This is a genomic window from Gammaproteobacteria bacterium, from assembly GCA_041395725.1.
Taxonomy (GTDB): domain Bacteria; phylum Pseudomonadota; class Gammaproteobacteria; order Pseudomonadales; family Pseudohongiellaceae; genus NORP240.
This window is the reverse complement of sequence record JAWKZW010000001.1, coordinates 5011223-5036045: the sequence shown is the minus strand read 5'-3', so window position 1 is coordinate 5036045 and position 24823 is coordinate 5011223. Positions and strand designations below refer to the sequence as shown.

General features: G+C 57.4%; 18 protein-coding genes and 1 other annotated feature. Of the genes, 9 read left to right on the top strand and 9 right to left on the bottom strand.

Annotated elements, in window-relative coordinates; genetic code table 11:
• Positions 1-39 precede the first annotated feature (39 nt).
• Positions 40-1262, bottom strand: a protein-coding gene (locus R3F50_22175) for an IS3 family transposase (protein ID MEZ5492995.1) whose coding sequence is annotated in 2 segments (ribosomal slippage) — positions 40-983 and positions 983-1262 — 1224 coding nt in all. Because the reading frame shifts where the segments join, the coding sequence is not laid out codon by codon here.
• Positions 868-984 (bottom strand) — a sequence feature (AL1L pseudoknot). Its footprint overlaps the gene before it by 117 nt.
• Positions 1263-1367: 105 nt before the next feature.
• Between R3F50_22175 and R3F50_22170 the strand changes: the two genes are divergently transcribed.
• A complete protein-coding gene (locus R3F50_22170) occupies positions 1368-1982 on the top strand; it encodes a hypothetical protein (GenBank protein ID MEZ5492994.1) in 615 nt (204 codons plus the stop codon).
• A 153-nt stretch (positions 1983-2135) separates the two neighbouring features.
• Here R3F50_22170 and R3F50_22165 read toward each other — a convergent pair whose 3' ends face one another.
• On the bottom strand, positions 2136-2576 hold the full coding sequence (locus R3F50_22165; protein MEZ5492993.1) for a hypothetical protein: 441 nt from the start codon (positions 2574-2576) through the stop codon (positions 2136-2138).
• A 460-nt stretch (positions 2577-3036) separates the two neighbouring features.
• Between R3F50_22165 and R3F50_22160 the strand changes: the two genes are divergently transcribed.
• From R3F50_22160 to R3F50_22145, 4 genes are read left to right on the top strand one after another with little or no spacing between them, the layout of a single operon-like run.
• A complete protein-coding gene (locus tag R3F50_22160) occupies positions 3037-4257 on the top strand; it encodes a hypothetical protein (protein MEZ5492992.1) in 1221 nt (406 codons plus the stop codon).
• Positions 4258-4264: 7 nt separating this feature from the next.
• The gene (locus tag R3F50_22155; GenBank protein ID MEZ5492991.1) at positions 4265-5935 is read left to right on the top strand and encodes a DUF1592 domain-containing protein; all 1671 of its coding nucleotides are present in this window, start codon (positions 4265-4267) and stop codon (positions 5933-5935) included.
• Entirely contained in the window at positions 5932-7275 is a 1344-nt protein-coding gene (locus tag R3F50_22150) for a DUF1552 domain-containing protein (GenBank protein ID MEZ5492990.1), read from the top strand. Before R3F50_22155 ends, R3F50_22150 begins: the two co-directional genes overlap by 4 nt.
• Positions 7272-8606, top strand: a complete 1335-nt coding sequence (locus R3F50_22145) for a hypothetical protein (protein ID MEZ5492989.1) — start codon at positions 7272-7274, stop codon at positions 8604-8606. Before R3F50_22150 ends, R3F50_22145 begins: the two co-directional genes overlap by 4 nt.
• A 64-nt stretch (positions 8607-8670) precedes the next feature.
• Here R3F50_22145 and R3F50_22140 read toward each other — a convergent pair whose 3' ends face one another.
• The 4 genes from R3F50_22140 to R3F50_22125 all read right to left on the bottom strand — a co-directional run bounded on the left by R3F50_22140 (position 8671) and on the right by R3F50_22125 (position 14736).
• Positions 8671-10071, bottom strand: coding sequence for an L-serine ammonia-lyase (locus tag R3F50_22140; protein MEZ5492988.1), 1401 nt, complete (start codon positions 10069-10071; stop codon positions 8671-8673).
• A gap of 392 nt (positions 10072-10463) precedes the next feature.
• Positions 10464-12638, bottom strand: a complete 2175-nt coding sequence (locus R3F50_22135) for a malate synthase G (protein ID MEZ5492987.1) — start codon at positions 12636-12638, stop codon at positions 10464-10466.
• Between the two features lie 254 nt (positions 12639-12892).
• A complete protein-coding gene (aguB, locus tag R3F50_22130; GenBank protein ID MEZ5492986.1) occupies positions 12893-13747 on the bottom strand; it encodes an N-carbamoylputrescine amidase in 855 nt (284 codons plus the stop codon).
• The gene (locus R3F50_22125; protein MEZ5492985.1) at positions 13744-14736 is read right to left on the bottom strand and encodes an agmatine deiminase family protein; all 993 of its coding nucleotides are present in this window, start codon (positions 14734-14736) and stop codon (positions 13744-13746) included. Before R3F50_22125 ends, aguB begins: the two co-directional genes overlap by 4 nt.
• 369 nt (positions 14737-15105) lie before the next feature.
• Here R3F50_22125 and R3F50_22120 point away from each other — a divergent pair, with 369 nt between their 5' ends.
• From R3F50_22120 to R3F50_22110, 3 genes are all read left to right on the top strand, one after another.
• Positions 15106-15948, top strand: a complete 843-nt coding sequence (locus R3F50_22120; protein ID MEZ5492984.1) for a glutathione S-transferase N-terminal domain-containing protein — start codon at positions 15106-15108, stop codon at positions 15946-15948.
• Between the two features lie 2 nt (positions 15949-15950).
• Positions 15951-17414, top strand: coding sequence for an NAD(P)/FAD-dependent oxidoreductase (locus R3F50_22115; GenBank protein ID MEZ5492983.1), 1464 nt, complete (start codon positions 15951-15953; stop codon positions 17412-17414).
• A gap of 64 nt (positions 17415-17478) precedes the next feature.
• Positions 17479-17856 (top strand): hypothetical protein, encoded by a 378-nt coding sequence (locus tag R3F50_22110; protein MEZ5492982.1) that lies wholly within the window; start codon positions 17479-17481, stop codon positions 17854-17856.
• Here the strand turns inward: R3F50_22110 and R3F50_22105 are convergent.
• The 3 genes from R3F50_22105 to R3F50_22095 all read right to left on the bottom strand — a co-directional run bounded on the left by R3F50_22105 (position 17853) and on the right by R3F50_22095 (position 21951).
• Entirely contained in the window at positions 17853-18791 is a 939-nt protein-coding gene (locus R3F50_22105; protein MEZ5492981.1) for an SMP-30/gluconolactonase/LRE family protein, read from the bottom strand. The genes R3F50_22110 and R3F50_22105 overlap by 4 nt on opposite strands.
• Before the next feature lie 361 nt (positions 18792-19152).
• Entirely contained in the window at positions 19153-20961 is a 1809-nt protein-coding gene (gene recQ, locus R3F50_22100; GenBank protein MEZ5492980.1) for a DNA helicase RecQ, read from the bottom strand.
• Between the two features lie 105 nt (positions 20962-21066).
• A complete protein-coding gene (locus R3F50_22095; protein ID MEZ5492979.1) occupies positions 21067-21951 on the bottom strand; it encodes a DUF2202 domain-containing protein in 885 nt (294 codons plus the stop codon).
• 526 nt (positions 21952-22477) lie between these two features.
• Here R3F50_22095 and R3F50_22090 point away from each other — a divergent pair.
• Entirely contained in the window at positions 22478-24814 is a 2337-nt protein-coding gene (locus R3F50_22090) for a Tex family protein (protein ID MEZ5492978.1), read from the top strand.
• The last annotated feature ends 9 nt before the right edge of the window (positions 24815-24823 follow it).

Sequence of the window (24823 nt, the reverse complement as noted above, 5' to 3'; positions counted from 1 at the left end):
TGAATCGCCCCGGGAACACCGGAGACCCTTTTGTGTGAGTCAGGGTACGCTGGCTGACTCTTCCAGCTGTTCATAGTAAGTCTGCTCAAACTCCACAGGTGGTACATCACCGATTGGGCCAAGTAGCCTGCGCTGATTGAACCAGTCTACCCATTCCAGGGTGGAATATTCCACCGGATCAATCGATTTCCAAGGCCCGTGTCGATGAATTACCTCCGTTTTATACAAGCCGATGATAGACTCCGCCAGGGCATTGTCATAAGAGTCACCTGTTGTGCCCACAGAACACTGTATGCCTGATTCGGCAAGTCGTTCGGTGTATCGTATGGCCAAATATTGACTACCTCGATCACTGTGATGGATGAGTCCCTCAGTATTTCCTCGAGCCCATAATGCCTGCTCCAGGGCATCCAGCACCAGCTCCGCTTTCATGGAGCGCGACACCCGCCATCCCACGATTCGACGTGCGAATACATCAATGACGAAAGCTACATAGACCACACCGGTCCAGGTAGCGACGTAGGTAAAATCTGCAACCCAAAGCTGGTTCGGTCGATCGGCCCTGAACTGGCGTTGCACCAGGTCAGCAGGTCTGTCTGCTGACTCATCAGGGATCGTCGTGCGGTATTTCTTGCCGCCGCGGATTGCGCCTGAAATACCAAGTTGCGCCATCAAACGTTCCACCGTGCACCGGGCCACTTCCCAATTCTCCCGGTTCAATTGCCGCCAGATCTTCCTGGCACCATAGACCTGAAAGTTGTCTTCAAATACACGGACAATCTCAGGTATCAGCTCTGCATCTCGATGTGCTCTGGCCGGTAACCTTGATGGATCGGTCTGGCGTGCCTTGGCTTCGTAATATGTCGACGGGGCGATTGGCAACTGCTTGCAAATCGACTCGACCCCATGGGCATCTCGATGTTCGTCAATGAACGACACCATCACTTCGGTCGGCGGTCGAGCTCCGCCTGGGCGAAAAAAGCTGATGCCTTACGTAGGATTTCGTTAGCCTGTTTCAGCTCCCGATTCTCACGTTGCAGCTGCTTCAGTAGCGCCTTCTCATCCGTTGTCAGCCCAGCTCGTTCGCCTTGATCCCGTTCTGACTGGCGAACCCATCGGCGCAGCGTCTCATGCGTACAACCAATTTTGGCTGATACCGATTGAATTGCTGCCCATTGAGAACTGTGTTCTTTTTCCGCTTCCCGTACCAGGCGTACGGCCCTTTCCCGGACTTCCGGGGCATATCGATTTGATCTACTCATTACTCTATCCTCTCAAAGAATAGAGTCTCCGGGAATACCGGGGCGATTCATTCTTTTTCGTGGGTTTGTGTTAACGTTTTCAAAAAAAGAGGGAAGGATAACCGGATGAGAACCCTGAAAACTGGCCTGCTGATTATTGTTGTCGCCGTGCTTGGATTGTTGCTGGTCCTGCGCGAGACCGGTCTCGACCCCCGCTATATCGATCCTGGCAGTCAGGCATTTATTGAGAGTGGCCGCACTGCCTGGCCGGGGCTGTGGCTCTCCGGGGACACAGTTCGGGAACCCGTCTCGAACTGGGACTGGATAAACCAGGTCAATGATCCGCTTCGGGGAAATACCATCATGCTGGAAACCCGCACCTGGTACGGAATTCCACACTCAGTCACAATCAATGCCACACCGCGCGCTGACAGACTGTACATAGGCGGAAGCGAGCAGGACTTCAGGCTGGAAAAAGAGTTTCCCCATTCGAAGCGGTGGTGGGCCAACATCGAGCGCGACCCGCGCGTACGCATGAAGATTGACGGCAAAATCTACGAGATGACGGTGGTACTGCTTGCCGATCGTGCCGAGGTTGCCAGGTTGATCGGTAGAGATCCTGTCACCAGGGAAGTCGATTCACAGGGGAATGAAAGTATCACCGGAATACGGCACTACTGGCAGGTTTTCCAGCGGAACATTCCGGAGTACGGGGACGGCTCCGTCAGGAGAGCCGACTAGATTAAGAGGGTCAGAGTAAAAATACAGTAGTTTTACTCTGACTCCAATTATTTTAAGGTCTTTAAAAGCGACGCTGTTAAGAGTGGAGCAGGGTCGAACTGGTTTAAAGGAATTAGCACATAACAACGGTGCACTGCCTGCATCACGTTCTCATTACAGTTTTTCGAAGACTCTCACCCACAGGATCTTACCTTCGCCGTTTCGTCCAATAGACATGATGGTACGGTCATCATCTACAAGCACTCGCGTGTAGGTCGATGTAATGCGGCCATCGGTCTTGTTGACCACAAACTCGGTTTTTTCTCCAATGCGACGTATCGAGGCGGTTGCCCCGGCTATTTTAGTCGCGTGGTCTTTTCCATCGTAGGGAATCTCCCAGGCATTGAGCCCCTCGCTGCCGTCGGCATCGACCGAGGTCATCACATAAGCCTGGGTGCCTGGTTTTATGTCGAATACCAGCGTCTCCTGGACAGGGCTGGGCCCAATGGTCTTTTCCGGGTTTAACTCCCAGCTACCATTCATCTCCATTATCTGGGCATTTGACGCGTTCACGAGCGCGAAGTAAAAGATAACGCTGTAGATTAGGGTTTTCATGTCGTCTCCTGTAAAAAGTGCGATTACTATTTCAGTTTTCAATCCGACTTTCAAGCCAAATTGTGTTGTGGTTTGAGGGAGGCTGATTCGGAGGTAGAAAATTTCGGGAGGCATTGATGTCTGAGCCTGGCGTGCCCTGTGGTTTGTTGGATGGCAGTTATTGACTGATAGGTCAGCTGGCCGGCACCCCGACTGGCGCGACAGTATGGCTGGACCAGGCTGTATTGCTTTGCAGCTGGCTGGCCGCAGAACGGCCGGCAGATGGCCCTGTTTTATTCTGTGGGTATTGCAGCCGGTTGACCCCGGGCATTGGGATTGATGTCTGTGGTAGTGCTCAGATGGCAATCTAATTGCCTACTTGCACAATTCAATTCAAAAAGGCAGAATTTTCAGCGGAGTAGTGGCCTTCAGCAAGGCTAAAACTATAAAAAACTCTAAAAAAACAAGAAGGTACATGCTAATGGCCCGTCAACATCCCCGACCATCGACCAGGTATCACGTCCCGGTCGCTTTCACGCTGTCCTGTTTAGCAACGCTCACGTTCTCCACCTCGCTTCTGGCAGCAGCCGCGCTGGAGACTCGAGGCTATGTGATTTCCATGGTCCATACCGCAACCTACGTGGATGAACAGACCTGTCCGGACGGGACCAATGGCTCGCGGCCCGATGTGCTGATAAGACGGGTGATGGCTGATGGCTATGACGAAGACGAGGCCATTCGAATACTCAACAATGACGGCATCGACGATGAAGGCAGGCTGGTGGGTACCGCCTTTACCTTAGGTGGTGGAGCAGCACGGGGGGGTATTCAGAGCTGGAATGGGCTGGATTTCAGCCCCGCAAATTCGCCCGGTGCCCTGCCGGACCCCAATGCCCGGAACGCTCAGGGTCGGTATGCCTATGGCCTGAATCTGGACGGTAAGGCAGGTCCGGATTCCTGGGAGCACCCCGATACCGGCGAGTTGGGCATCGACAATCAGATGTGGCGGGTGCTGGGCTGTTGGGACGGCTACCACGTCAACAAGCCGGTAAACCCCTATAACGAAACTATTGCCTGGGACACGGCGGTCGATGCCATGCCCGCCTGGCTGATCTCGATTTCCGGTGCGGATCTGAGTCAGGACGGAGACGTGACGGTAACGTTTGATCGCGCCCTGAATATTCCCTTGCGGGACGCTTATGGCAGCATTATGTCCGGGGCCAGTTTTGCGGTGGACCCCAATCCCCGGTCACACAATGAATTCAAGGGTTCTATAAAAGACCGCGTGCTGACGATCGAGCCCGGGGAGTTCTATATGCAGGGCGAGTCTCAGTTTTATCCCCACCTCCAATTGACTGGCGCCAGACTTCGGTTCGAATTGAAAGAGGACGGCAGCATGGAGGGCCACATTGGCGGCTACCAGCCCTGGCGTGATTATTACCATTACCTTTCAGTGCGTGGAGAGACTGACGGGATGATTGACCTGATCGGGATATTTTACGATTTGAAAAGATACTCCGATGCCGTGCCGGACCCGGTGACCGGTGAAAATACCGCGATCTCCGCGGCCTACTTTATTGAAGCGGTGCCAGCGTTTCACGTCGATGGTCAGGGTGCCATGCTGGCCGATTCTGTGGGGCCTGGGCCAAAATTCAGCGGCCCTGCGGTCAGCCAGTATTCCACTGAAAAACAAGCGCAGTAGGGGACACATGGATAAAAGAATCAGCAGTATAAATAATTCCATTGGGCGTGCTTTGTTTGCGGCAATGTTAGTGTGCCTGGTGTCGGGTGTCCTGCGGGCTGCTGAGAATACTGTCAACGACGAACAGATCACCTTTGTGCGGCTGACCCCCGACCAGTACCGCAATGCCATACAGGATATCTTTGGCGAAACAGTTCAGGTGCGCGGCAATGCAGCCAGTACAGGGGTCCGGGAGGCCGGGCTCATGTCCGTGGGTGGCAGAAAATTAACTCTGAGCGCGGCTGAAGTAGAGACCTACGAAATACTGGCTCTGGACATAGCGCGCCAGGTTCTGAGTCCGCGCCGGCGTAACACCTTAATTCCCTGCGCCCCGCAGAATGAAACTACCGCAGATGACGCTTGCGCTGAACAGTTTATCAGCAGTGTTGGCCTGCATCTGTTCCGTCGGCCGCTGGCCGATGATGAGGTCGGTGTGTATGCCGGGATGGCTCGATCGGCAACGGCATCACTGGGTGATTTCTACACTGGCCTGCAGGCCGCACTGGTCGGCATGATGGTATCGCCGGACTTCCTGTTCCGCATAGAGCGCAGCATACCCAACCCGGAAGCGCCGGGGACCCGGCGACTCGATGCCTGGTCCCGGGCATCGCGGTTGAGTTTTTTCCTTTGGAACACCACGCCTAATCCTGCCCTGCTCGAATCGGCCAGAAATGGGGAGTTGATGTTTGACGACGGCCTCGACCGACAGGTTGAACGGATGATGGCCTCGCCGAGAATCGAAGAGGGCCTGCGTGCATTCTTTGCCGATATGCTGGCATTCGATCGTTTCGACACGCTGGATATCGATACCAGTCTGTACCCGAAATTTATCAAGAATGTTGAAGACGAAGCGCGCGAGCAGACCCTGCGAACCATCGCCGACCACCTGCTCAATAAAGAAGCCGACTACCGGGATTTGATCGACACCCGGCAGACCTTTCTGACGCCGTCTCTTGCGGCGCTGTACGGGGTGCCGATACCGATCAGGCAGGAACTGGGTGGCAGAGTGCCCTGGGTCCCCTATGAATTTCCGGCGGATCATATTCGGGTAGGGCTGCTGGGTCAGGCGACTTTCCTGTCGCTGTTCTCTCATCCCGGTGCTTCCTCCCCGACACTGCGCGGCAAAGCGGTGCGCGAACATTTACTGTGCCAGACCATTCCGCCTCCGCCACCGGATGTTGATTTCAGCCTGGTGCGTGATACCGACAACCCCAATTTCAGGACCGTACGCGACCGCTTGACGGAGCATCGCAACAATCCCACCTGCGCAGGTTGTCATACGTTGATGGACCCGATAGGCCTGGCGCTTGAAGTCTTCGATGCGTCAGGGGTATTCCGCACCACTGAAAACGGCGCATTGATAGATACCAGCGGAGAGTGGGCCGGGCAGGAGTACGACGATGTGAGGGAGCTTGCCGCGCTGCTGAAGGATGATCCGACCCTGACCTCGTGCCTGGTGCACAGGGCCTACAGCTATGGCACGGCGAGGGAACCGAACCGTGCCGAATTGCAATGGCTCAACACAACTCATGCGCAACTGAGAAACGAAGGCGTGCGCTGGCGCGAGTTGATGAACCGCATTTCCCGGAACCCGGATTTCTACACTGTTCCAGACACAGAGATGGTGGAAGACCTATGATAAACAGACACCGAAAATTCAATCGTCGCTCACTGCTGAAGGGTGCAATTCAAGGCTCTGCTGTGGTGGTCGGCCTACCGGTTCTCGAAAGCTTCCTCAATGAGAGTGGGACTGCTTTTGCTGCCGACGGCACGGGATTGCCGCCCTGTTTCGGCAGCTGGTTCTGGGGGTTGGGCCTGACACCTGATCTGTGGGTGCCGGAGACAACCGGCCCTGATTACACACTACCGGAACACATCGCTGTTCTGAGCCCCATCAGAGACAAGCTGAATATCTATAGCGGGCTGCAGGTTTTTCTCGACGGTAAGGTGAATCAGAACCATATGTCCGGGGCGCAGGGGCAGATGACCGGAATCGTGACCAGGAGTGCCGCCGAATACGACGAGAGCTTCGATTCGATTATCGACAGGCAGTTTGGTTCCAAGGTGCGTTTCCGTTCCCTGGAAGTCGCCTGCGATGGCAATGCCAGCTCGGGCTGGACAGCCCGAGGCAGTAACGGCAAGACTCCCTGCCAGATTTCACCGCTGGAGCTTTACAGGCGCATCTACGGGGAAGGATTTCAGGATCCAAACCAGGCGGAGTTTACGCCTGACCCCGAAGTCATGGTGCGACACAGTGTGCTCTCCGCTGTTACTGAACAACGGAAGCAACTCATGCAGTCCGTTTCGGCCACCGACCGTTCCAGACTCGATGAATATTTCACCTCACTCCGGGATGTAGAGCAGAAACTGGCCTTCGAACTTGACCGGCCGGCACCTTTACCCGCCTGTTCGATTCCGTCCCTGGAGTCTGAGGAAATAGGCACCCTGGTCTCCCAGGTACAGAACACGCATCGACAATTCGCGCAGCTGCTGGCGCACGCTCTGGCCTGTGGTCAGACGCGAATTTTTCATGTCACTCTGGGGAATGCCTTTTCGACGCTTCGGCTGCCGGGGGAGCCCAGCGCCTACCATGCCTTGACCCATGAAGAGCCGATTAACGCTGATCTGGGTTATCAGCCAAAGGTTAAGGCGCTGGCTGAACAGTGCATGGGATTTTTTGTGGACCTGGTGCAGGCCATGGACGCAATCCAGGAAGGCGAGGGGACGCTGCTCGATCGCACCGTGATTCATGCCTTTACCGATCACGGCGAGGCAAGATTGCATTCGATGAAGAAAATGCCGGTTTTCACGGCAGGCAGCGCCGGCGGACGCCTGAAGACTGGTATTCACGTAGCGGCTGAAGGCGACGCCGCCACGCGGGTCGGCTTTACCGTGCAGAAGGCTTTTGGTGTAGTCAGTGACCGTTGGGGGACAGAATCCAATGAAGTGACCCAGCCCTTCAGCGAGGTCCTGGTATGAGCAGGCGCCCAGGCATACTCAAGGGGGCACTTCTGTCAGCCTGCCTGACCGCTCTGTTGCCATCGGTCGCCGCTGCTCAGCCGGTGGACGCGGCTTCTTTCTCGATACCTGCATCGACACCGGCGGGCATCATGCTGGTTGAGGTGCACCAGGAAAGAGGATCCTCATCGGACCCGTATTTCTGGACCCGGTTGGGCGATGCTGAGGGCTGGACGCTTTTTTATTTTACCGGGGAGGGGGCGGCATCAGGCGATTTCGAGCCGCTGTCAGGTGCCGGTGGAGCAAAGGCGTTCGACGACTGGTCGCTGGTTCCCAGTAAGGGTTCAATGCAGTGGGCCTATCAGGGTCATCCTCTGTACGTCTGGTCCAAAGAGAAAGAACCGGGCGAAATTGCGCTTAACGTTGCACTGTATGGAGTGGGTGAGAACGGAGAGGAGCCTCTGCAGGAAAACCGGGCGGGCGCCACAATGCCTCCGGAAGGGTGGCGGGTCGCACGTTATACGCCCTCCAGAACCGCCAGGATTCCAGATGGATTCGATCTGAGGCTGGTCGATTCTGGTCAGGGGGTAGTGCTGACGGATTTTGCAGGTTACTCGCTGTACAGTTTTGAAACTAACAGCGGCAGTAGCGGTGACGCGTGTGCCGACAAAAACTGCTACGAGCATTGGACTCCAATTGCCGCGCCGGCGCTGGCAAGGGGCTTTGGTGATTTCACTGTTATTGACCGGGTCGATGGAACCCGGCAATGGGCTTTTCAGGGGAAGCCCTTGTTCCGGTTTGACGGTGATCTGTTACCAGGCGATGTGCATGGCCGTGATGCGCACCCGCAACTGCAACTAGCTCTGCTGAAGGAAAATTATCGCCCCGATGGCGTGGCGGTCATGTCACTGCCAGGCTACGGTGATATTTTCACCCTGCAGGGCAGAACGCTCTATTTCGGCTCGGCCTTCGAGAAGTATTGGGGAGGTCGCAATTTACGGGGCAGTTTCGAAATCGCCTACCACAAGGGCAAGCGGCTGGGAGCCAATGCCTGCGCCAGTGGCGAGTGCCTGGCGTCGTGGCGTCCCTTTATTGCCCCGGAGAACGCCATGGCAGGCGGTTTCTGGGAGCTGGTGCCCCGCCAGGACGGCACCAGGCAATGGGCCTATAAAGGCTTCGCGCTGTATACCTACAACGACGATCAAGGCCCAGGCCAGATTCGCGGACACAACCTGTACGATATTGCCGATGTCGACGGCGATGCAGAATCCATGGCCCGTACCCGCCTGCTGGCAGAAGTCGGTAATGCGCCGGGTGGTGCCGGGATTTACTGGAGCCTCGCCAAGCCTTGATTGCAGGGCTTGGCAGGTTGCCGATCGAGACGCGGTCAGAACTCGGACCCAGGAGCCCGATAGGCTAGCAATCGACAATCGATACAGGCACTTCCAACACATTAATTGCCAAACCGCCTCTGGCGGTTTCCTTGTATTTGTCCTGCATGTCCCTCCCGGTATCACGCATTGTTTTGATGACCTGATCCAGGGACACGAAGTGCGTACCATCCCCTCGCATTGCCATTCTCGCCGCACTGATCGCTTTGATGGCCGCCATGGCGTTACGCTCAATGCAGGGCACCTGCACCAATCCCCCGATCGGATCGCAGGTCAGTCCGAGATTGTGTTCCATGGCAATTTCAGCGGCATTTTCAACTTGCCTGGGGGTGCCTCCCAATACCTCGGTCAAGGCACCGGCAGCCATGGAGCAGGCAGACCCCACCTCGCCCTGGCACCCTACTTCAGCACCACTGATCGACGCATTGAGTTTGTAGAGAATGCCAATTGCTGCCGCAGCAAGCAGAAACCGCCTGACGCTCGCCCGGTTGCCCCCGTTACAGAAATCCAGGTAGTAGCGCAACACGGCCGGAATGATTCCAGCGGCACCATTTGTTGGTGCGGTCACGATACGCCCTCCCATGGCGTTTTCCTCGTTTACAGCCAGCGCAAAAACTGTCACCCAATCCAGTACGTTCAGCGGGTCAGAATTGGAACTGCCGATCTGGCTGGATAGTTTGCGATATAAGTGGGCGGCTCGCCGCTTTACTTTTAACCCGCCGGGCATTATGCCTTCCGAGTGACAGCCCTTTTCGATACTGGCATGCATCGCCTGCCAGATAGCATCCAGCTGTTCGTTTATTTCAATCTCGCTATGCCAGGTTTTTTCGTTCTCCAGCATCAGCGCGCTGATGGACAAGCCGGTTTCATCGCAGCGTTGCAACAACTCGGCGGCCGAGCTGAATGGATAACGCACGGTATCCTCATTCTCAATAAGCACATTGCCACCGCTGGCGGTTTCATTGATGACAAAGCCTCCGCCGATGGAAAAATAAGTAGTTTTGAGTAATTCACACCCGTTTCTGTCGAAGGCGGAGAAGCGCATGCCATTGGGGTGGAACGGGAGGGATTCGTGGCGGTGCATGACTAAATCATCACGAAAATTGAAACTGATCTGCTTCCGTGCCAGTAAATCCAGGACACTGTTCTCACGCGCCTCGGCGACTCTGTGGGCGATGCTGTCAACATCCACGGCATCCGGCGTTTCCCCCTCCAGTCCCATGAGGATGGCCTTCGGGGAGCCGTGCCCGGCTCCTGTCGCGGCAAGAGACCCATACAGTTCAATTTTCAGCGACTCGCAGGCAGGCAGTTCGTTTCTATTGTCCAGTTCTGTTGCAAACAGCAAGGCAGCGCGCATTGGCCCGACTGTATGAGATGATGACGGGCCGATTCCTATTTTAAACAGGTCAAATACGCTCAGGGCCACAACGTGCTCCTTGTTTAGGCAGGTGTTTGTATAAAATGGTAGCAGAAACGACCTGGTGGGGAATTGATATCTGGCTGAGCGAGAGGCTCAAAAAAACATACGGGAAAACCTTCAGCATAAAGTGTGCCAAAGGAACTCCTGGCAGCGTGATGGCAACAGTAGCGCGTGGTCACGGGGTTAATCCAGGGTGTGTGGAGCCGGACCCGGTACTTGGCGCTTTACACTGACAAATAGTGGCCCCAGTGAGGAGCGCTCAGGAAAAACTGCGCTGTAAGACAGCAGGTCTGTACCCTGTTTGAAATGGGGGCTCTTTGCTGGTTGTTGTTCCGGTCTTTGTTTCTGCAGTCAGTAAGAATTGCCCAATTGACCCGGTATTGGCAACAGTTTCACTGTCAGGACTGCTTTTTGAATGCCAGTCTCCTGGCATGCAGCAGTGGTTCGGTGTAGCCGTTGGGTTGCCGTGTCCCTTTGAACACCAGATCGCAGGCCGTCTGGAAAGCGATCGACCTGTCCAGTTCCGGGGCCATGGGATGGTAGTTCGGATCACCGCTATTCTGCTGATCCACTACCACTGCCATCCGTTCCAGGGTATCCCGAACCTGCTCTTCCGGGCAGATACCATGGTGTATCCAGTTGGCGATATGTTGACTGGAAATTCGCAGCGTGGCACGGTCTTCCATCAGGCCGATATCCTCGATGTCCGGTACCTTGGAGCAGCCGATTCCCTGGTCGATCCAACGTACCACGTAGCCCAGAATGCCCTGGGTGTTATTATCCAGCTCCTGTTGTATGGCTGCCGCGGACAGGCTGTGAGGGTCTGTCAGCAGGGGAATGGTCAGCAGGTCACCCAGTTCAGCCGGCTCCCGGCTTTGCAGTTCGCGCTGCCGTGCGCGCACGTCAACCTGGTGATAATGCAGCGCATGCAGAACTGCCGCCGTAGGCGAAGGAACCCAGGCGGTACTGGCCCCTGACAGGGGGTGGGCGACTTTTTCCACCAGCATACGTGCCATCAAGTCCGGCATGGCCCACATACCTTTCCCGATCTGGGCGTGGCCCGGCAGTCCGCAGGCCAGCCCCACGTCCACATTGTTATTTTCGTAGGCCTTGATCCAGACGCTGTCTTTCATGGCCGCCTTGGGGATCATTGGGCCAGCTTCCATGCTGGTGTGAATTTCGTCCCCGGTGCGGTCCAGGAAGCCGGTATTGATAAACATCACCCGCTCACTGGCGCGGCGAATACATTCCTTGAGGTTCAGCGTGGTGCGCCGTTCTTCATCCATGATGCCGAGTTTGATGGTGTTGGTGGGTAAGCCCAGCGCCTTCTCCACCCGGCTCATGAGCAGGCAGGCAAAGCTGACTTCCTCGGGGCCGTGCATTTTCGGTTTTACTACATAGATGCTGCCGGCGCGGCTGTTCTTCAGTAATGTCTTGCCCAGCACGTCCAGGCTGGCAATGGAGCAGGTGATCATGGCGTCCATGATACCTTCGTAGACCGGCTCGCCGGCAGCATCCAGAATCGCATTGTTACGCATCAGGTGTCCCACGTTGCGGATAAGTAACAGACTGCGGCCCGGCAGCATCAGTTTGTCACCGGCAGGAGAAAGATACTCCCGGTCCAGGTTGAGGATTCTGGTTTGAGACTCACCCTGCTTGTCGAAGGTTTCCGTGAGGTCGCCGTAAATCAGGCCGAGCCAGTTTCGATAAACTTCCACCTTGTCCTCTGCGTCCACGGCAGTGACAGAGTCCTCGCAATCCTGGATCGTGGTCAGCGCGGCTTCCAGCACCACGTCCTTGATACCGGCCCGGTCCTGGCGGCCGATGAGAGAATTTCGGTCCAGCTGGATTTCTACATGCAGCCCATGGTGACAAAGGAGAAGGGCAGTCGGATTGGCAGGCTCACCCCGATAGCCGCGAAACTGAGTTGGATCCACCAGGCCGCAGTTACCCTGGTCGAGGGAGACCGTGAGTCTGCCAGCCTCCACCGCAAACCCGGTGGCATCCCCGTAACTGGCATGGTTCAAGGGGCACGCCTGGTCGAGGAAGTTGCGTGCGTAATCGATCACCCGTTGGCCCCGCACCGGGTTATAGCCTTTACCAGCCTGCGCGTCATCGGATTCAGGTATTGCGTCGCTGCCATACAGTGCGTCATAGAGGCTGCCCCAGCGGGCATTGGCGGCATTCAGGGCAAAGCGTGCATTCTTGATGGGGACAACCAGTTGCGGACCGGCCTGGCTGGTTATTTCCGTGTCTACCCGTGCCGTGGTGACCTGAAAATCTTCGCCGGCTTCCAGCAGGTAACCGATATCGCGCAGAAAGCTTTCATATTCCACCGGGTCCAGAGCCTGCTGGCGCCGCTGCCGATGCCAATTGTCAATGTCCGCCTGCAGTCGGTCACGAACCGCCAGTAGTTTGGTATTAGGGGCAGACAGGTCGGCTATGATCCTGGCGAAATCCCGCCAGAACACATCTTCATCTCTGTCCAGTCGGGGCAGTAGCTCATGATTGATAAAGTCGGCAAGTTCTGTCGCAACCCGCAGGCCGTGGATCAGTACTCTATCATCAGACATGTCGGCTTCCTCGGATGTTTTAAGAATATAGGGAGGCAGAGCAACATTACAGTAGTCTAGTCAGGAGGTCTGCCTCGATGCAAAGAGATGGTTCGTCTGCCTGTCATTGCTTCAGCCTCCGGATGAATTTCTCCGTCCTTGTCTGAAGGCCCCTCCGGGCGGGGCCTGTCGGGCGTTGTGGTAATTGATCAGAGGCTTCCTGGTGTCCTGTCCGGTTAATTCGCCGAAATGCAACGAATTAACCGGACAGGACACTAGTAAAGGTCTTCACGGCGGTCACGGAAAAATCCCCAGGCACTGCGGTGGGTAGTGAGAAAATCCAAATCAAAACCATGGACCAGCACGCCCTCTTCGTCGGCGCCAAAAGACTGTACCAGGTCTCCCCGATGATCCGCTATGAATGAATGACCATAGAAGGTTTGCGGGGCTCCCAGGCCGATTTCAGTGCCGATTCGATTGGCGGCCACGACCGGCACCACATTCGAGACCGCATGGCCCTGCATGGCCCGGCGCCAGGGGGCAGCGGTATCCAGCGAGCTGTCGTGTGGCTCTGATCCGATGGCAGTTGGAAACAACAGGATGTCGGCGCCCCGAAGCATCAACTGACGGGCAGTCTCCGGAAACCATTGGTCCCAGCAGATACCAACGCCGATATTGCCATAAATGGTTGGCCATACCTTGAAACCGCTGTCGCCGGGGCGGAAATAGTATTTTTCCTGGTAACCGGGGCCGTCGGGGATATGGCTCTTGCGATAGACCCCCATAACCTGTCCGGTGTGATCCAGCATCACCACGCTGTTGAATGTATTCTGGCCGTCCCGTTCAAAAATAGAGACAGGGATGGCAACCTTTAGCGCCTTGGCGACCGGTTGCAGCTGAACGACACAAGGGTGTGAGGTCGCCGGAAAGGCGGTATCAAACCAGCGCTCGTCCTGGGTAGTGCAGAAGTAGGGCCCCTGAAAAAGTTCGGAAGGCAATATCACCTGGGCACCCAGTTGCGCCGCCTGCTCGATAAAACGGATGGTGCGGGCGATATTGTCCGCCATGTCTTCACCGTAGGCGGTCTGGATGGCGGCGATGGTCAGAATGCCTCTTGGCGCTTTGGTCATAATTCCGGTTCCTGCTGGGTAATACAGTGAAACGAGCCGCCCCCGGTTAACAGGTGGCGGGAGGGCAGGCCCACTACTTTATGCCTGGGAAACAGCCGTTGTAAATCAGCCACAGCCTGCGGGCTGTAATGGTCTTCGTAGACCGGCATGACCACTGTTTCGTTACCGATAATAAAATTCATGTGCGAGGCCGGCATCGGCTCACCCTCCGTATCATCGATGCGACCCGGTGAGGGGATTTGATGCACGTTCAGGCCCATTCCTCGCAGCGCTTTATACAGGGTGTCATACAGTCCGGCGTTCGGGTCACTCCTGCCACTGGCGGACTGACACACCACGCTGTTGCTGTCGACAAAGCGGGCCAGATTATCCACATGGCCGTCAGTATGGTCGTTCAGCAGGCCGTCCTCAAGCCACAGGACCTGCTTGCAATTGAGTGCCTGCTGCAAAGCCTGCTCCGCGCGAGCCTGGCTCCAGTCGCCATTTCGATTGGGGTTCAGCAGGCACTGGCGCGTGGTAAGCACTACACCGTTACCGTTGTGCTCCAGCGCCCCGCCCTCCAGCACGAAATCGAAATGCAAAGGTTCGACGCCAGCCGCTTTCGCCACTTCGTCGCCCACGCTGTCATCACCCGGCAGGCGGTACTTGCCACCCCAGCCGTTATTTCTGAATCGCAGGGCGATGCTACCCTGCGCTGTGAGGGCAAAAATAGGTCCCGTGTCACGCAGCCAGATGTCGCCGAAGCGCGCCGGCAATATTTCCGCCTCATAGCCGATCGCTGCTGTCGCCGACGCCATCGCCTCGTCGCCACAGGCCAGCACCCTGATCGGTTCGCCCGAGGCGAGGGCACGGACCATGTTCGCCACTTCTTCCCGGGCGCCTGCCAGATTCTCCTGCCAGAGCGTTTCGTGGGAAGGCCATGCGGTCCAGAGTACTTTGTGGTGGGACCATTCCGCAGGAATGGTCAAAGTTGTCGATTCGTTGGACATGAAAAAACCAGAGAGTGGGATTATAGTGACTTAAGGCGGAATTATAGGGGTTTTGAATTTACCAGGAACAGCTTTAATTTCTTGTCCAGCGAGGAGGCTGTTAAACTTGGCAGGTCTTCGGCTATCCCGTATGTCGCGCTAATCTTACCGGTGTCCCCGTGCTGTTGTGGGGGCTTGGTCAGTTAGGGGTGCTGCGCCGCGGACGACAGTTCTCTGCGGCGCCTGATAGGCTTGCGCCGGGAAGGCCGTGCGCAAAGATTCCTTAATGCGAGGAGCCGAGGCTACAACACTAACAACAAAAACAACTACAGATAAGTCCGACTCCGTCAGAACTGACAGGGTGCCGGCAACACCGGGTTCCAATAGTCCATGCCAGACAGCACTGAAAACACTTCACCAACCTTGTTCGTTTTCGCGATATCCCACTACTGTGAGAAGGCGCGCTGGGCCCTGGACCGGGCAGGCATTTCCTATCGGTTGAAGTATCTCGCGCCAGGCCTGCATCGTCGTACCGCGAAAAAACTCGGCGCCAGGTACAGTTCAGTTCCGATACTGCTGGCAGGTAAAACTCTGCAGCAGGGCTCGTCAGCCATTCTCGACTGGGCAGAAAGCAATCGTACCGGTGGCGCGCCAACGCTCAATCCAGGCCGGAATTCAACGCCGGAGGAGTACCGGCATTCAAGTGCGCATACAGATTTCGCAGCGGGGGATGAGAAGGTACGGCTTCAGCGCGAGGGGCGGCAGATTGAAAAGCGCCTGGACGATGTGCTGGGTGTGCATATCAGGCGCTACTTCTACTCGGAAGCGCTCATTGAATACCCGCGGACCGTGAAAGCCGTTTTCGCCGCGGATCTGTCCGGCTTTCCCAAACTGTATCTGGAACTGGCCTGGGGGGCGGTGCGCAGGATCATGATCGAGCGCATGGACCTGGGCAGTATGCAGGGGCTGCAGTCGCGACAGATCCTGGAACAGGAGCTGGACTGGCTGGACGGACTGCTCGCTGACGGCAGACCGTTTCTCACCGGGGATCACTTCTCCCGCGTGGACATGGCCGCTGCCAGTCTGCTGGCGCCTCTGGTAAGACCGGAGCAGCATCCCACCTACAGGCAACTGGAATTGCCACCCAATGTGGCGCTGGACTGCGAAAGCTGGGCCTTGCGTCCCTGCCTGCAGTGGAGCCTGAATCTCTATCGGGATTATCGCCAGGAGTGACCTTGTCAGAGAACAAACCCATACTGGATCTGCTTATCGTGGGCGCCGGGATTTCCGGTATCAGTGCCGCCTGTCATCTGCAGCATCATTGCCCTGACAAGGCGTATTCCATTCTGGAGGCGAGACAGGATATCGGGGGCACCTGGGACCTGTTTCGCTACCCGGGCATCCGCTCCGACAGCGACATGTTTACTTTTGGCTTCGAATTCAAGCCCTGGACTGGATCCAAAGCGCTTGCCGATGGCCCCTCCATCAAGGCCTATCTGCAGGAGGCGGTGGAGGAATACCGGGTTGGTAAGCATATCCGCTTTGGTTACCGGGTGACGAAGGCGCAGTGGAATGATGCCAGGACTTTATGGATTGTCACCGCCCAGGATGGGGACGGACGGGAAGTGGAATTTCGGACCCGGGTGCTGTTCATGTGCAGCGGTTATTACAATTACGAACATGGCTACCCGGCCAGGATTCCGGGAATTGAAGCGTTTGAGGGCCCCGTGGTGCATCCCCAGCACTGGCCGGAAAATTTCGACTATGGGGGGAAGCGGGTCGCCGTGATTGGCAGTGGCGCGACGGCCGTGACCCTCGTGCCGGCAATGGCCGGTCAGGCTGGCCAGGTGACCATGATCCAGCGCTCACCCACCTGGATTGTTTCCCGGCCCGCAGAGGATCGCCTGGCCAGGATATTGAACAGGATGCTGCCGGAAAAGTTTGCCTATCGCCTGATACGCGGGCTCAACATCCGCCTGCAGAATTACGTCTATAAGCGCTCGCGCAGCAAACCGCAGAAAATGCGCGAACTGCTCCTGAAAATGATCAGAAAGGAACTGGGTGAGGACTATCCCGTCGAGACAGATTTTACGCCCCGCTATAATCCCTGGGATCAGCGCCTGTGCGTGGTACCGGATGCTGACCTGTTCGAAGCGATCAAGTCGGGAAAGGCCAGGGTGGTGACCGGTGAGATCGAGCATGTGACCGGGCAGGGCGTGAGGATGAAGTCCGGCGAGCTGGTGGAGGCGGATATCCTCGTTACCGCTACCGGCCTGGAGTTACAGTTGTACGGTGGTGTGGAGTTTTATGCTGGCGATGAAAAAATCAACTTCGCTGATCATTTTACCTATCAGGGAATGATGGTGTCAGGTATCCCTAATCTGGTGTGGACGTTTGGCTACATCAACGCATCCTGGACGCTGCGGGCCGATCTGACTTCCCGTTTTGTCTGCCAGATGTTTCAGCGTATGGATGAAACTGCTACCAAACGATTCGTGCCGTGTTTGTCCGAGGCAGAAAAAGCCATGCCGGCCATGCCCTGGATCGAGGATTTCACGCCGGGTTATATACAGCGTGGCCTGCAGGAGTTCCCCCGGCAGGGTGAACATCTGCCCTGGCGCAATACCCAGGATTATCTCCTGGATCGCAAGCTGATGAAGAAAGGGCTGGCCGATGACGGCGTGTTAAAGTTCAGCTGATGGCCCGCAGGAGATTTCGCGCTATGAACATCCACCCCTTTCCACCCGTCAGCTGTCCGCTGTAATGGGTGCCGATAATTCCAGTAAGGCTCGAATTCCCGATGTCGGCAACAGGTCGCCCGGTAACCTTCCACTTGACAGGTTGAGCCGTCTGGCGCTGATTCTTGCCTGGGTTGTGCTGGGTGGGGCCTTGTTGCTGGAAGCGGCAGACCAGGTGCGGTTTTACCTGGGATACGAGGCGTTCGACAGCCAGCGGGGTGCAATGAGTCTGGTGAGTCTTCTGGGGCTGGTGCTTGTTTACCTGGCAGCGATTTTTCAGTTTCTGCTCGCCGGCGTGGGCCTGGCCATTGCGTTGTCACTCAATGACCAGGTCCCTGCAAAGCGTCTCGGCGTCGGACTGCTGATAAACTTTATCGGTTTTGCCGTACTGGCGTTCCTCTAAAGTTTAATAAACGCCAGGGCAAAGTTGTCGTTGAGCGGGATGACCAGCTGATTCTGTACCGAGTCGTAGCACATGGATGCCGCGCTGGGGATGCCCGATGCGATGATTTCCGGGTCCTGGCCGGGACGAATACGGGACACGCTGCCGAAGCGGACGCTGCTCACGTATTTAGTGCCGTCAGGCAGGACCACAACGCCATCATTGCCACCCTCAACCGCTCGTTCGGTGCGCACTACTTCACCCTGAGGGTTGTAGGTGATAACCGCATTGTCGCCTATATTGACAACCACGATGTTGCCGTCCTGATCGATAGCCACTCCGTTGGGGGCTGCCAGCGGCGCGCCGTCGGCAAAAACCGATACCTCGTCATCCGCGGTGATCTTGTAGATGACTTCCGGATTGCGGGTGTTGGAGGCGTACACGGTACCGTCCTCTGCCACAGCGATGCCGTTGAGTATTGTCGAGCCAGGTACCGGGACCGACTTCAGTGGCCGACCGCTGGCCAGGTCGAATGACCGCACATGCCCGGTGTCCACAGTGTAAAGTACGCCGTTCTGGACTGCGCTGCCCAGCGGGTGATGAAGCTCCAGGCCATCGCGGGTTACGCCTATCCACTTGGGAGTATGCACCGAACCGTCTGGATTGATGAGAGAGACAAAGCCATCGTTTTCGGTACCATCGCCGCGCTCGCCGTTGTTCATGGCGAGAATCAGGTTACGCTGTGGATCAAACGTGCAGCTCTCGGAGAAGTGAAAGCTGCCGTAGACTTTGACGTTATCCGACATGGGCAGACGTACGCCCGCTTCGTTGACCGACCCGATGGGCTGTCCGACCTGAAATTCCTGGGCCGTTGCCTGGGTCGCCACGGCGCTTAGCAGCGGGGCAGAGACGAGGGTGAAAAGTCCGATTAATGCTCGATTACTGGTTCTGATCATGGGTAGGGATGACTCCTTGTTAGTGTTTGACTGCATTCCTGGTCGCGGGCCCGCGTTGCGCTTTGTACTCGTTGTACTCACTTTACTCCCTGTCTGCAGCCCGCTTCGAATCGTTTCTCAACAGCCTGCTATTGTAAGGACTTGCCAGCACGGTGCCAGACCGGCAGTTGCTGCACATCTGACCACAGCAACGTTTGGACGCCTTTTGGCTGCGGGCATGCCGGGGTGGGGTTGCCTGCCGGCAACCGAGCAGAGATTTCTCGATACAGGCCCGGGGATTCAGACCCGGCCCAGGACGCAATAACCCCGGCGCAGAGCCGGTGTACGAGACCAGGCAGGCGCCGGAGCCGTGACGGTGGAATCAGTCGACCAGGGCGCCGTTTCGGAACTGCTGCAGCACACGGAGAAAGGCGGGTCCGTATTTCTCCAGTTTGCGTTCGCCCACCCCGCTGAGCTGGCTGAACTGCTCCAGATCCTGGGGAAAACTGGTACACATTTCCTGCAGCGTACTGTCGTGAAAGATGACGTAGGGGGGGATGCCCTGTTCTTCCGCAAGCTCGCGCCGGCAGTCTCTCAGGGCCTCCCACAGCGCCACGTCTATTTCTTCAGGCAGCGGCGTTCTGGTACGTTTCTGGGCGGTCTTCCTGTGGGCGTCACGGCGCAGATCCAATTGCTCTTCACCCCTCAGCAGGGGGCGGCACCTGGCCTCCAGACGCAGGGCGCCGAAGCGCTCCAGGTCGACGCTGAGATAACCCCGTGCCACCAGCTGCCGGAATACCGAACGCCACTGGTTGGTGCTCAGATCCTGGCCCCTGCCATAGAGCGGCAGACGATGATGGTCGAACTGAAACACCTTGTCGCCGTCCGCCCCGCGCAACACATCGATCAGGTGATTGACACCGAAGCGTTGCCCGGTGCGATAGGCGGCGCTGAGCGCCAGCTGTGCCGCTTCGGTTCCGTCCCAGGTAGCGACCGGCTCCAGGCAGGTATCGCAGTTACCACAGGGCTGGGCCAGGGTCTCGCCGAAATAGCTCAACAGGGTCTGGCGCCTGCAGGTGGTGATCTCACACAGGCCCAGCATGGCGCTGAGCCGTTGCTGCTCCGCGCGGCGGTGTTCTTCGCCTGCCGTCGATCCGGCCATCATCTGCCGCAGCTTGATGACGTCCTGCAGGCCATAGATCAGCCAGGCATCGGCGGGCATGCCATCACGCCCGGCCCGGCCGGTTTCCTGGTAGTACGATTCGATCGTCTTGGGCAGGTCCAGGTGGGCTACGAAGCGGACATCGGGCTTGTCGATGCCCATGCCGAACGCGATGGTGGCAACCACGATTACCCCTTCCTCTCGCAGAAACCTGGCCTGGTTGGCGGCCCGGGTCGCCGCCCCGAGCCCGGCATGATAGGGCAGGGCGGTGAAGCCCTGCTCCTGCAGCCAGTCGGCGGTTTCCTCGGTCTTGTTGCGGGACAGGCAGTAAACGATCCCGGCATCGCCAGGGTGCTCGTCCTTCAGAAAGCGCAGCAGCTGCTGTTTCGGATTCTGCTTCAGGGCAATGCGGTAGCGGATGTTGGGGCGATCAAATCCGGCGATAAACTGGCTGGCGTCACCGAGGTCCAGCCGGTTGATGATCTCCTGCCGGGTGCGTGCGTCGGCGGTGGCGGTCAGGGCGATGCGGGGTACCTGGGGGAACTGTTCATGGAGCAGGCTCAGTTCCAGGTAGTCGGCACGGAAATCATGGCCCCACTGGGATACGCAGTGCGCTTCGTCGATGGCAAACAGAGCGATGTCGATTTCGTGCAGCAAGGCGAGGGTGCGGGGCTGGCGCAGCCGTTCCGGGGCAATGTAGAGCAGGTCAAGTTCGCCGTGGCGCAGAGAGGTTTCAATCTCCTGCACCGTCCGGGCATCCAGGGTGGAATTCAGAAAGGCGGCTCTGACTCCGAGCAGCCGCAGGGCGTCAACCTGATTCTGCATCAGGGCGATCAATGGTGAAATAACGATGCCGCAGCCGGGCCGCAGCAGCGCCGGAATCTGATAGCACAGCGACTTGCCGCCGCCGGTCGGCATCAGCACCAGGGCATCGTTACCGTGCAACAGTTTTTCGATTATGGCGTCCTGGGGAGGGCGGAACTGCTGATAACCAAAAACCTGCTGTAATAATTCCTGTGCTTCATCCATGGTCGCTCAGTATACCCTATGGCACCCGTTGCAGCGCAGTAAAAGTCCAGGAGCCCTGCGGTTGACGCAGGGCTCCCCGCTGTTCTGGCGAATCCGCAGCTCCGATCAGAGGGCTGTCAGGGCAGTTACCACGAAGGCCGGCGTGGCACCCGGGACGTCGAGTAACTGCAGGGTTACGCGGTAATGGGTATCGTCAATCGGATCCAGCTTGTTACTTCCTACCACCAGGTCCGGAATTTCCAATGTACCTGTGTCAAAGCTGAATGTGGCGTGGTCGGCAGAGGGCAGCTTGCTGGTTTCACTGACACTGACCACCTCCAGGGCCTGGGGAAAAGTCTCCACCAGCCGCAGCAGTGCATCGAGAACCACCAGGCTGTTATCGGGCATGACTATATCGATCGCCGGCACATACAGGGTCTGACTGATGGGTTCATAGACTGCAGTGCCGGGCAATGTGGCGCCGCCATTGTGAGTGCCGCCAGCGGCCTCCAGGTTGTTGGTAAAAGCGGCCAGGTGATTGGTGGAGCCGCGCAGCAGGTTGCCGTAGACCCGGGCGATGTTGTTCCAGCTGGTTCTGGCTATCGCGTTCTGCAGATCGGTTATATCCGTTTCTTCGATATAGACACCGACTTCCAGAGCCGAGACAAGCGATTGAGACCCATAGTCGATGGCGGCATCGTAAAGTGCCTGCAACTGACTGTTACTGAATACGCCAGCGGCATTGCCCGCTGCCGGGTCTGGCACCCCGAAATAGTTGAGCAGGTTCAGCACCGCGTCCAAGTGGCGCTGCTCGGACTCGGCGATGGAGCCGAATACCGTGGCGGACCAGGTCTGATAGAGGACCTGGTAGACGTCCCTTGCCAGCTTTTCTTCCTCGCGCATCAGCAACAGATCATTGCGTTCCGCAGTGCTCAGAGTCTGGCTTGCGGTAAAGCCCGAAACGAGAAGCGCTACCAGGGATAACGCATAAACAACAGTTCGCTGCAGCATGGATTGTACTCCTGTGTTCGATGGTGACGCCGGGCGGTGGCTCAGTCACCCCTTCTGTGGCGCGCCGTGGGATCCGTTGCGCTGACGGTTGCACCGGCAGCGCCGGCGGCTGTTGCCAGGCGCTGTGGGTCTTTGACGCTTTTACTTGCAGGTTGTGTTGCGATATCCGTGCCAACCCTGATCAGCGTTTACTTCCATTGGGAAAACTGTTTACTTTCAAACGGGTAGTCTGGTAGGCGGGGGCTGTCAGCAGGCCATGGCTGAGTGTCGCGGGCCACGCAATGTGTGCTGTTGCCAGATCTGGCAGAATGTTTGACAGCGATGGCATAAAAGGGGTTGCCGTTAAATTGCAGTTGTTCCTGTTGGCGCCTTCAAGGGCCCTTGGGCGTCGAGACAGCAGTGGGATTTATTGCTACCTACCGGAACTTGCACCGGTCCTCCGACCTGTGCAGAATGCGCGACCATGACGCTATCCAGATTCCTGTCATTTCCGCCCACCTGTTTCAATAAAGGATTGTAGTACCCCATGGATATTTCTGCGCAACTTGCCGAAGAATTAAACGTAAAGCTTGCCCAGGTGCAGGCTGCGGTAGAATTGCTGGATGACGGCGCGACGGTGCCCTTTATCGCCCGCTACCGTAAGGAAGTCACCGGAGGCCTGGACGACCTGCAGCTGCGGGATCTGGAAGCGCGCTTACGCTACCTGCGTGAGCTGGAAGACCGCCGCAAGGTGATTCTCGACAGTATCGGCGAGCAGGAAAAGCTGACGCCCGAGCTGGAGAAGCAGGTTCGCGCTGCGCAGACCAAGACCGAACTGGAAGACCTTTACCTGCCCTATAAGCCCAAGCGCCGCACCCGGGGCATGATTGCCATCGAAGCGGGGCTGGAGCCATTGGCCGATCAGCTCTACGCAGACCCTGGCCTCGACCCGCTGGTCGAGGCGGAAGCCTTCGTCGACCCGGAAAAGGGTGTGGCAGATGTCAAGGCCGCCCTGGAAGGAGCCAGGTATATTCTTATGGAGAGATTCAGCGAGGATGCCGGACTTACCGGGCGCCTGCGGAACACCCTGTGGGAAAATGGCGTGTTGCAATCGAAGGTGCTGGCCGACAAGGAAAAGGAAGCCGCCAAGTTTCGCGACTACTTCGACTACGAAGAGCCCCTGAACAAAATTCCCTCCCACCGCGCCCTGGCAGTCTTTCGGGGACGCAAAGAAGGATTTCTTTCACTCACCGTGGCGTCCCGCCCCGCGGCGGAAATCGCCCGGCAGCCGGATCGGCTCGATCTCTGTGAAGTCATGGTGGCCACGCATTTCGGTATTCAGGATCAGGGACGTCCCGGCGACGGCTGGCTCAGAGAAGTGGCGGGCTGGACCTGGCGGGTCAAACTGCTGACCCGACTGGAAGTGGATCTGCTGGGTCAGCTGCGAGAGCAGGCCGAGGACGAGGCGATCCGTGTGTTTGCGCAGAACCTCAAGGCCATTCTGCTGGCTTCGCCGGCCGGTGGCCGGGTAACCATGGGGCTGGATCCCGGCCTTCGTACCGGCGTTAAGGTGTCGATTGTCGACGCTACCGGCAAGTATCTGGAAGACACCGCTATCTATCCGCACGCGCCGCGTAATCAGTGGGATGAATCCATCGCTGTGCTCGCGGGCCTGTGTAAAAAGCATAATGTCGAGCTGCTCAGTATCGGTAATGGTACTGCCTCCCGGGAGACCGACAAGCTGGCAGGCGACCTGATCAAGCGGCATCCAGAATTGCGTCTGAAGAAAGTTATGGTTAACGAGGCAGGGGCGTCGGTGTACTCCGCGTCGGATATTGCCAGGCAGGAATTCCCGGATCTGGATGTCACCGTGCGTGGCGCCATCTCCATTGCCAGGCGCCTGCAGGATCCGCTGGCAGAGCTGGTCAAGATTGAGCCCCGTTCCATCGGCGTCGGTCAGTACCAGCATGATGTCAGCCAGGTGAAGCTGGGCCAGTCGCTGGATGCCGTGATCGAGGACTGTGTGAATGCCGTCGGCGTCGACGTCAACATGGCTTCGGCGCCGCTGTTGTCCCGGGTGGCCGGCCTGACACCGTCCCTGGCCCGGAACATCGTCGACTATCGCAACGAGCACGGCAGATTCAGTGCGCGGGAGCAACTGAAGGCGGTGCCACGTTTCGGTGCAAAAGGCTTCGAGCAGGCCGCTGGCTTTCTGCGCATCATGAATGGCGACAACCCTCTGGACGCTTCGGCCGTCCATCCGGAGTCCTACCGGGTGGTAGAGAAGATCAGCAGTCTGGCCCGTCGGCACATCGGCGAGATTATCGGGGATGCGAGCTTCCTCAAGAGTCTGGACCCGGCCGCGTACACGGATGAGCAATTCGGTCTGCCAACTGTCACCGACATTATCGCCGAACTGGAAAAGCCAGGTCGCGATCCACGCCCGGAATTCAAAACGGCGGATTTCCGGGACGGCGTGGAGACTCTGGCAGACCTCAAGCCCGACATGATGCTGGAAGGCGTTGTCACCAACGTGACAAATTTCGGCGCGTTCGTGGATATCGGGGTCCACCAGGATGGACTGGTGCATATCTCGGCGCTGGCCAATCACTTTGTCAAGGACCCACACACGGTGGTGAAGACTGGCGACGTGGTGCGGGTGAAAGTGCTGGAGGTGGATGAGCAGCGACGCCGGATTGCTCTGACTATGCGCCTGGAGGATTCTGCCGGGGAGGCAAAAAAATCCCCGGCCAGGGCCGGGGCTGATCAGCGGATCAAAAAGCCCAGAGGAGAGGGCAGGAGTAGTACGCAATCAAGTACGCAATCAACTGGCAAGCAGGGTAGCCTGGGAGATTTATTGCAGGCCGCCCTGAAGAAGCAGTGACACGGCGAC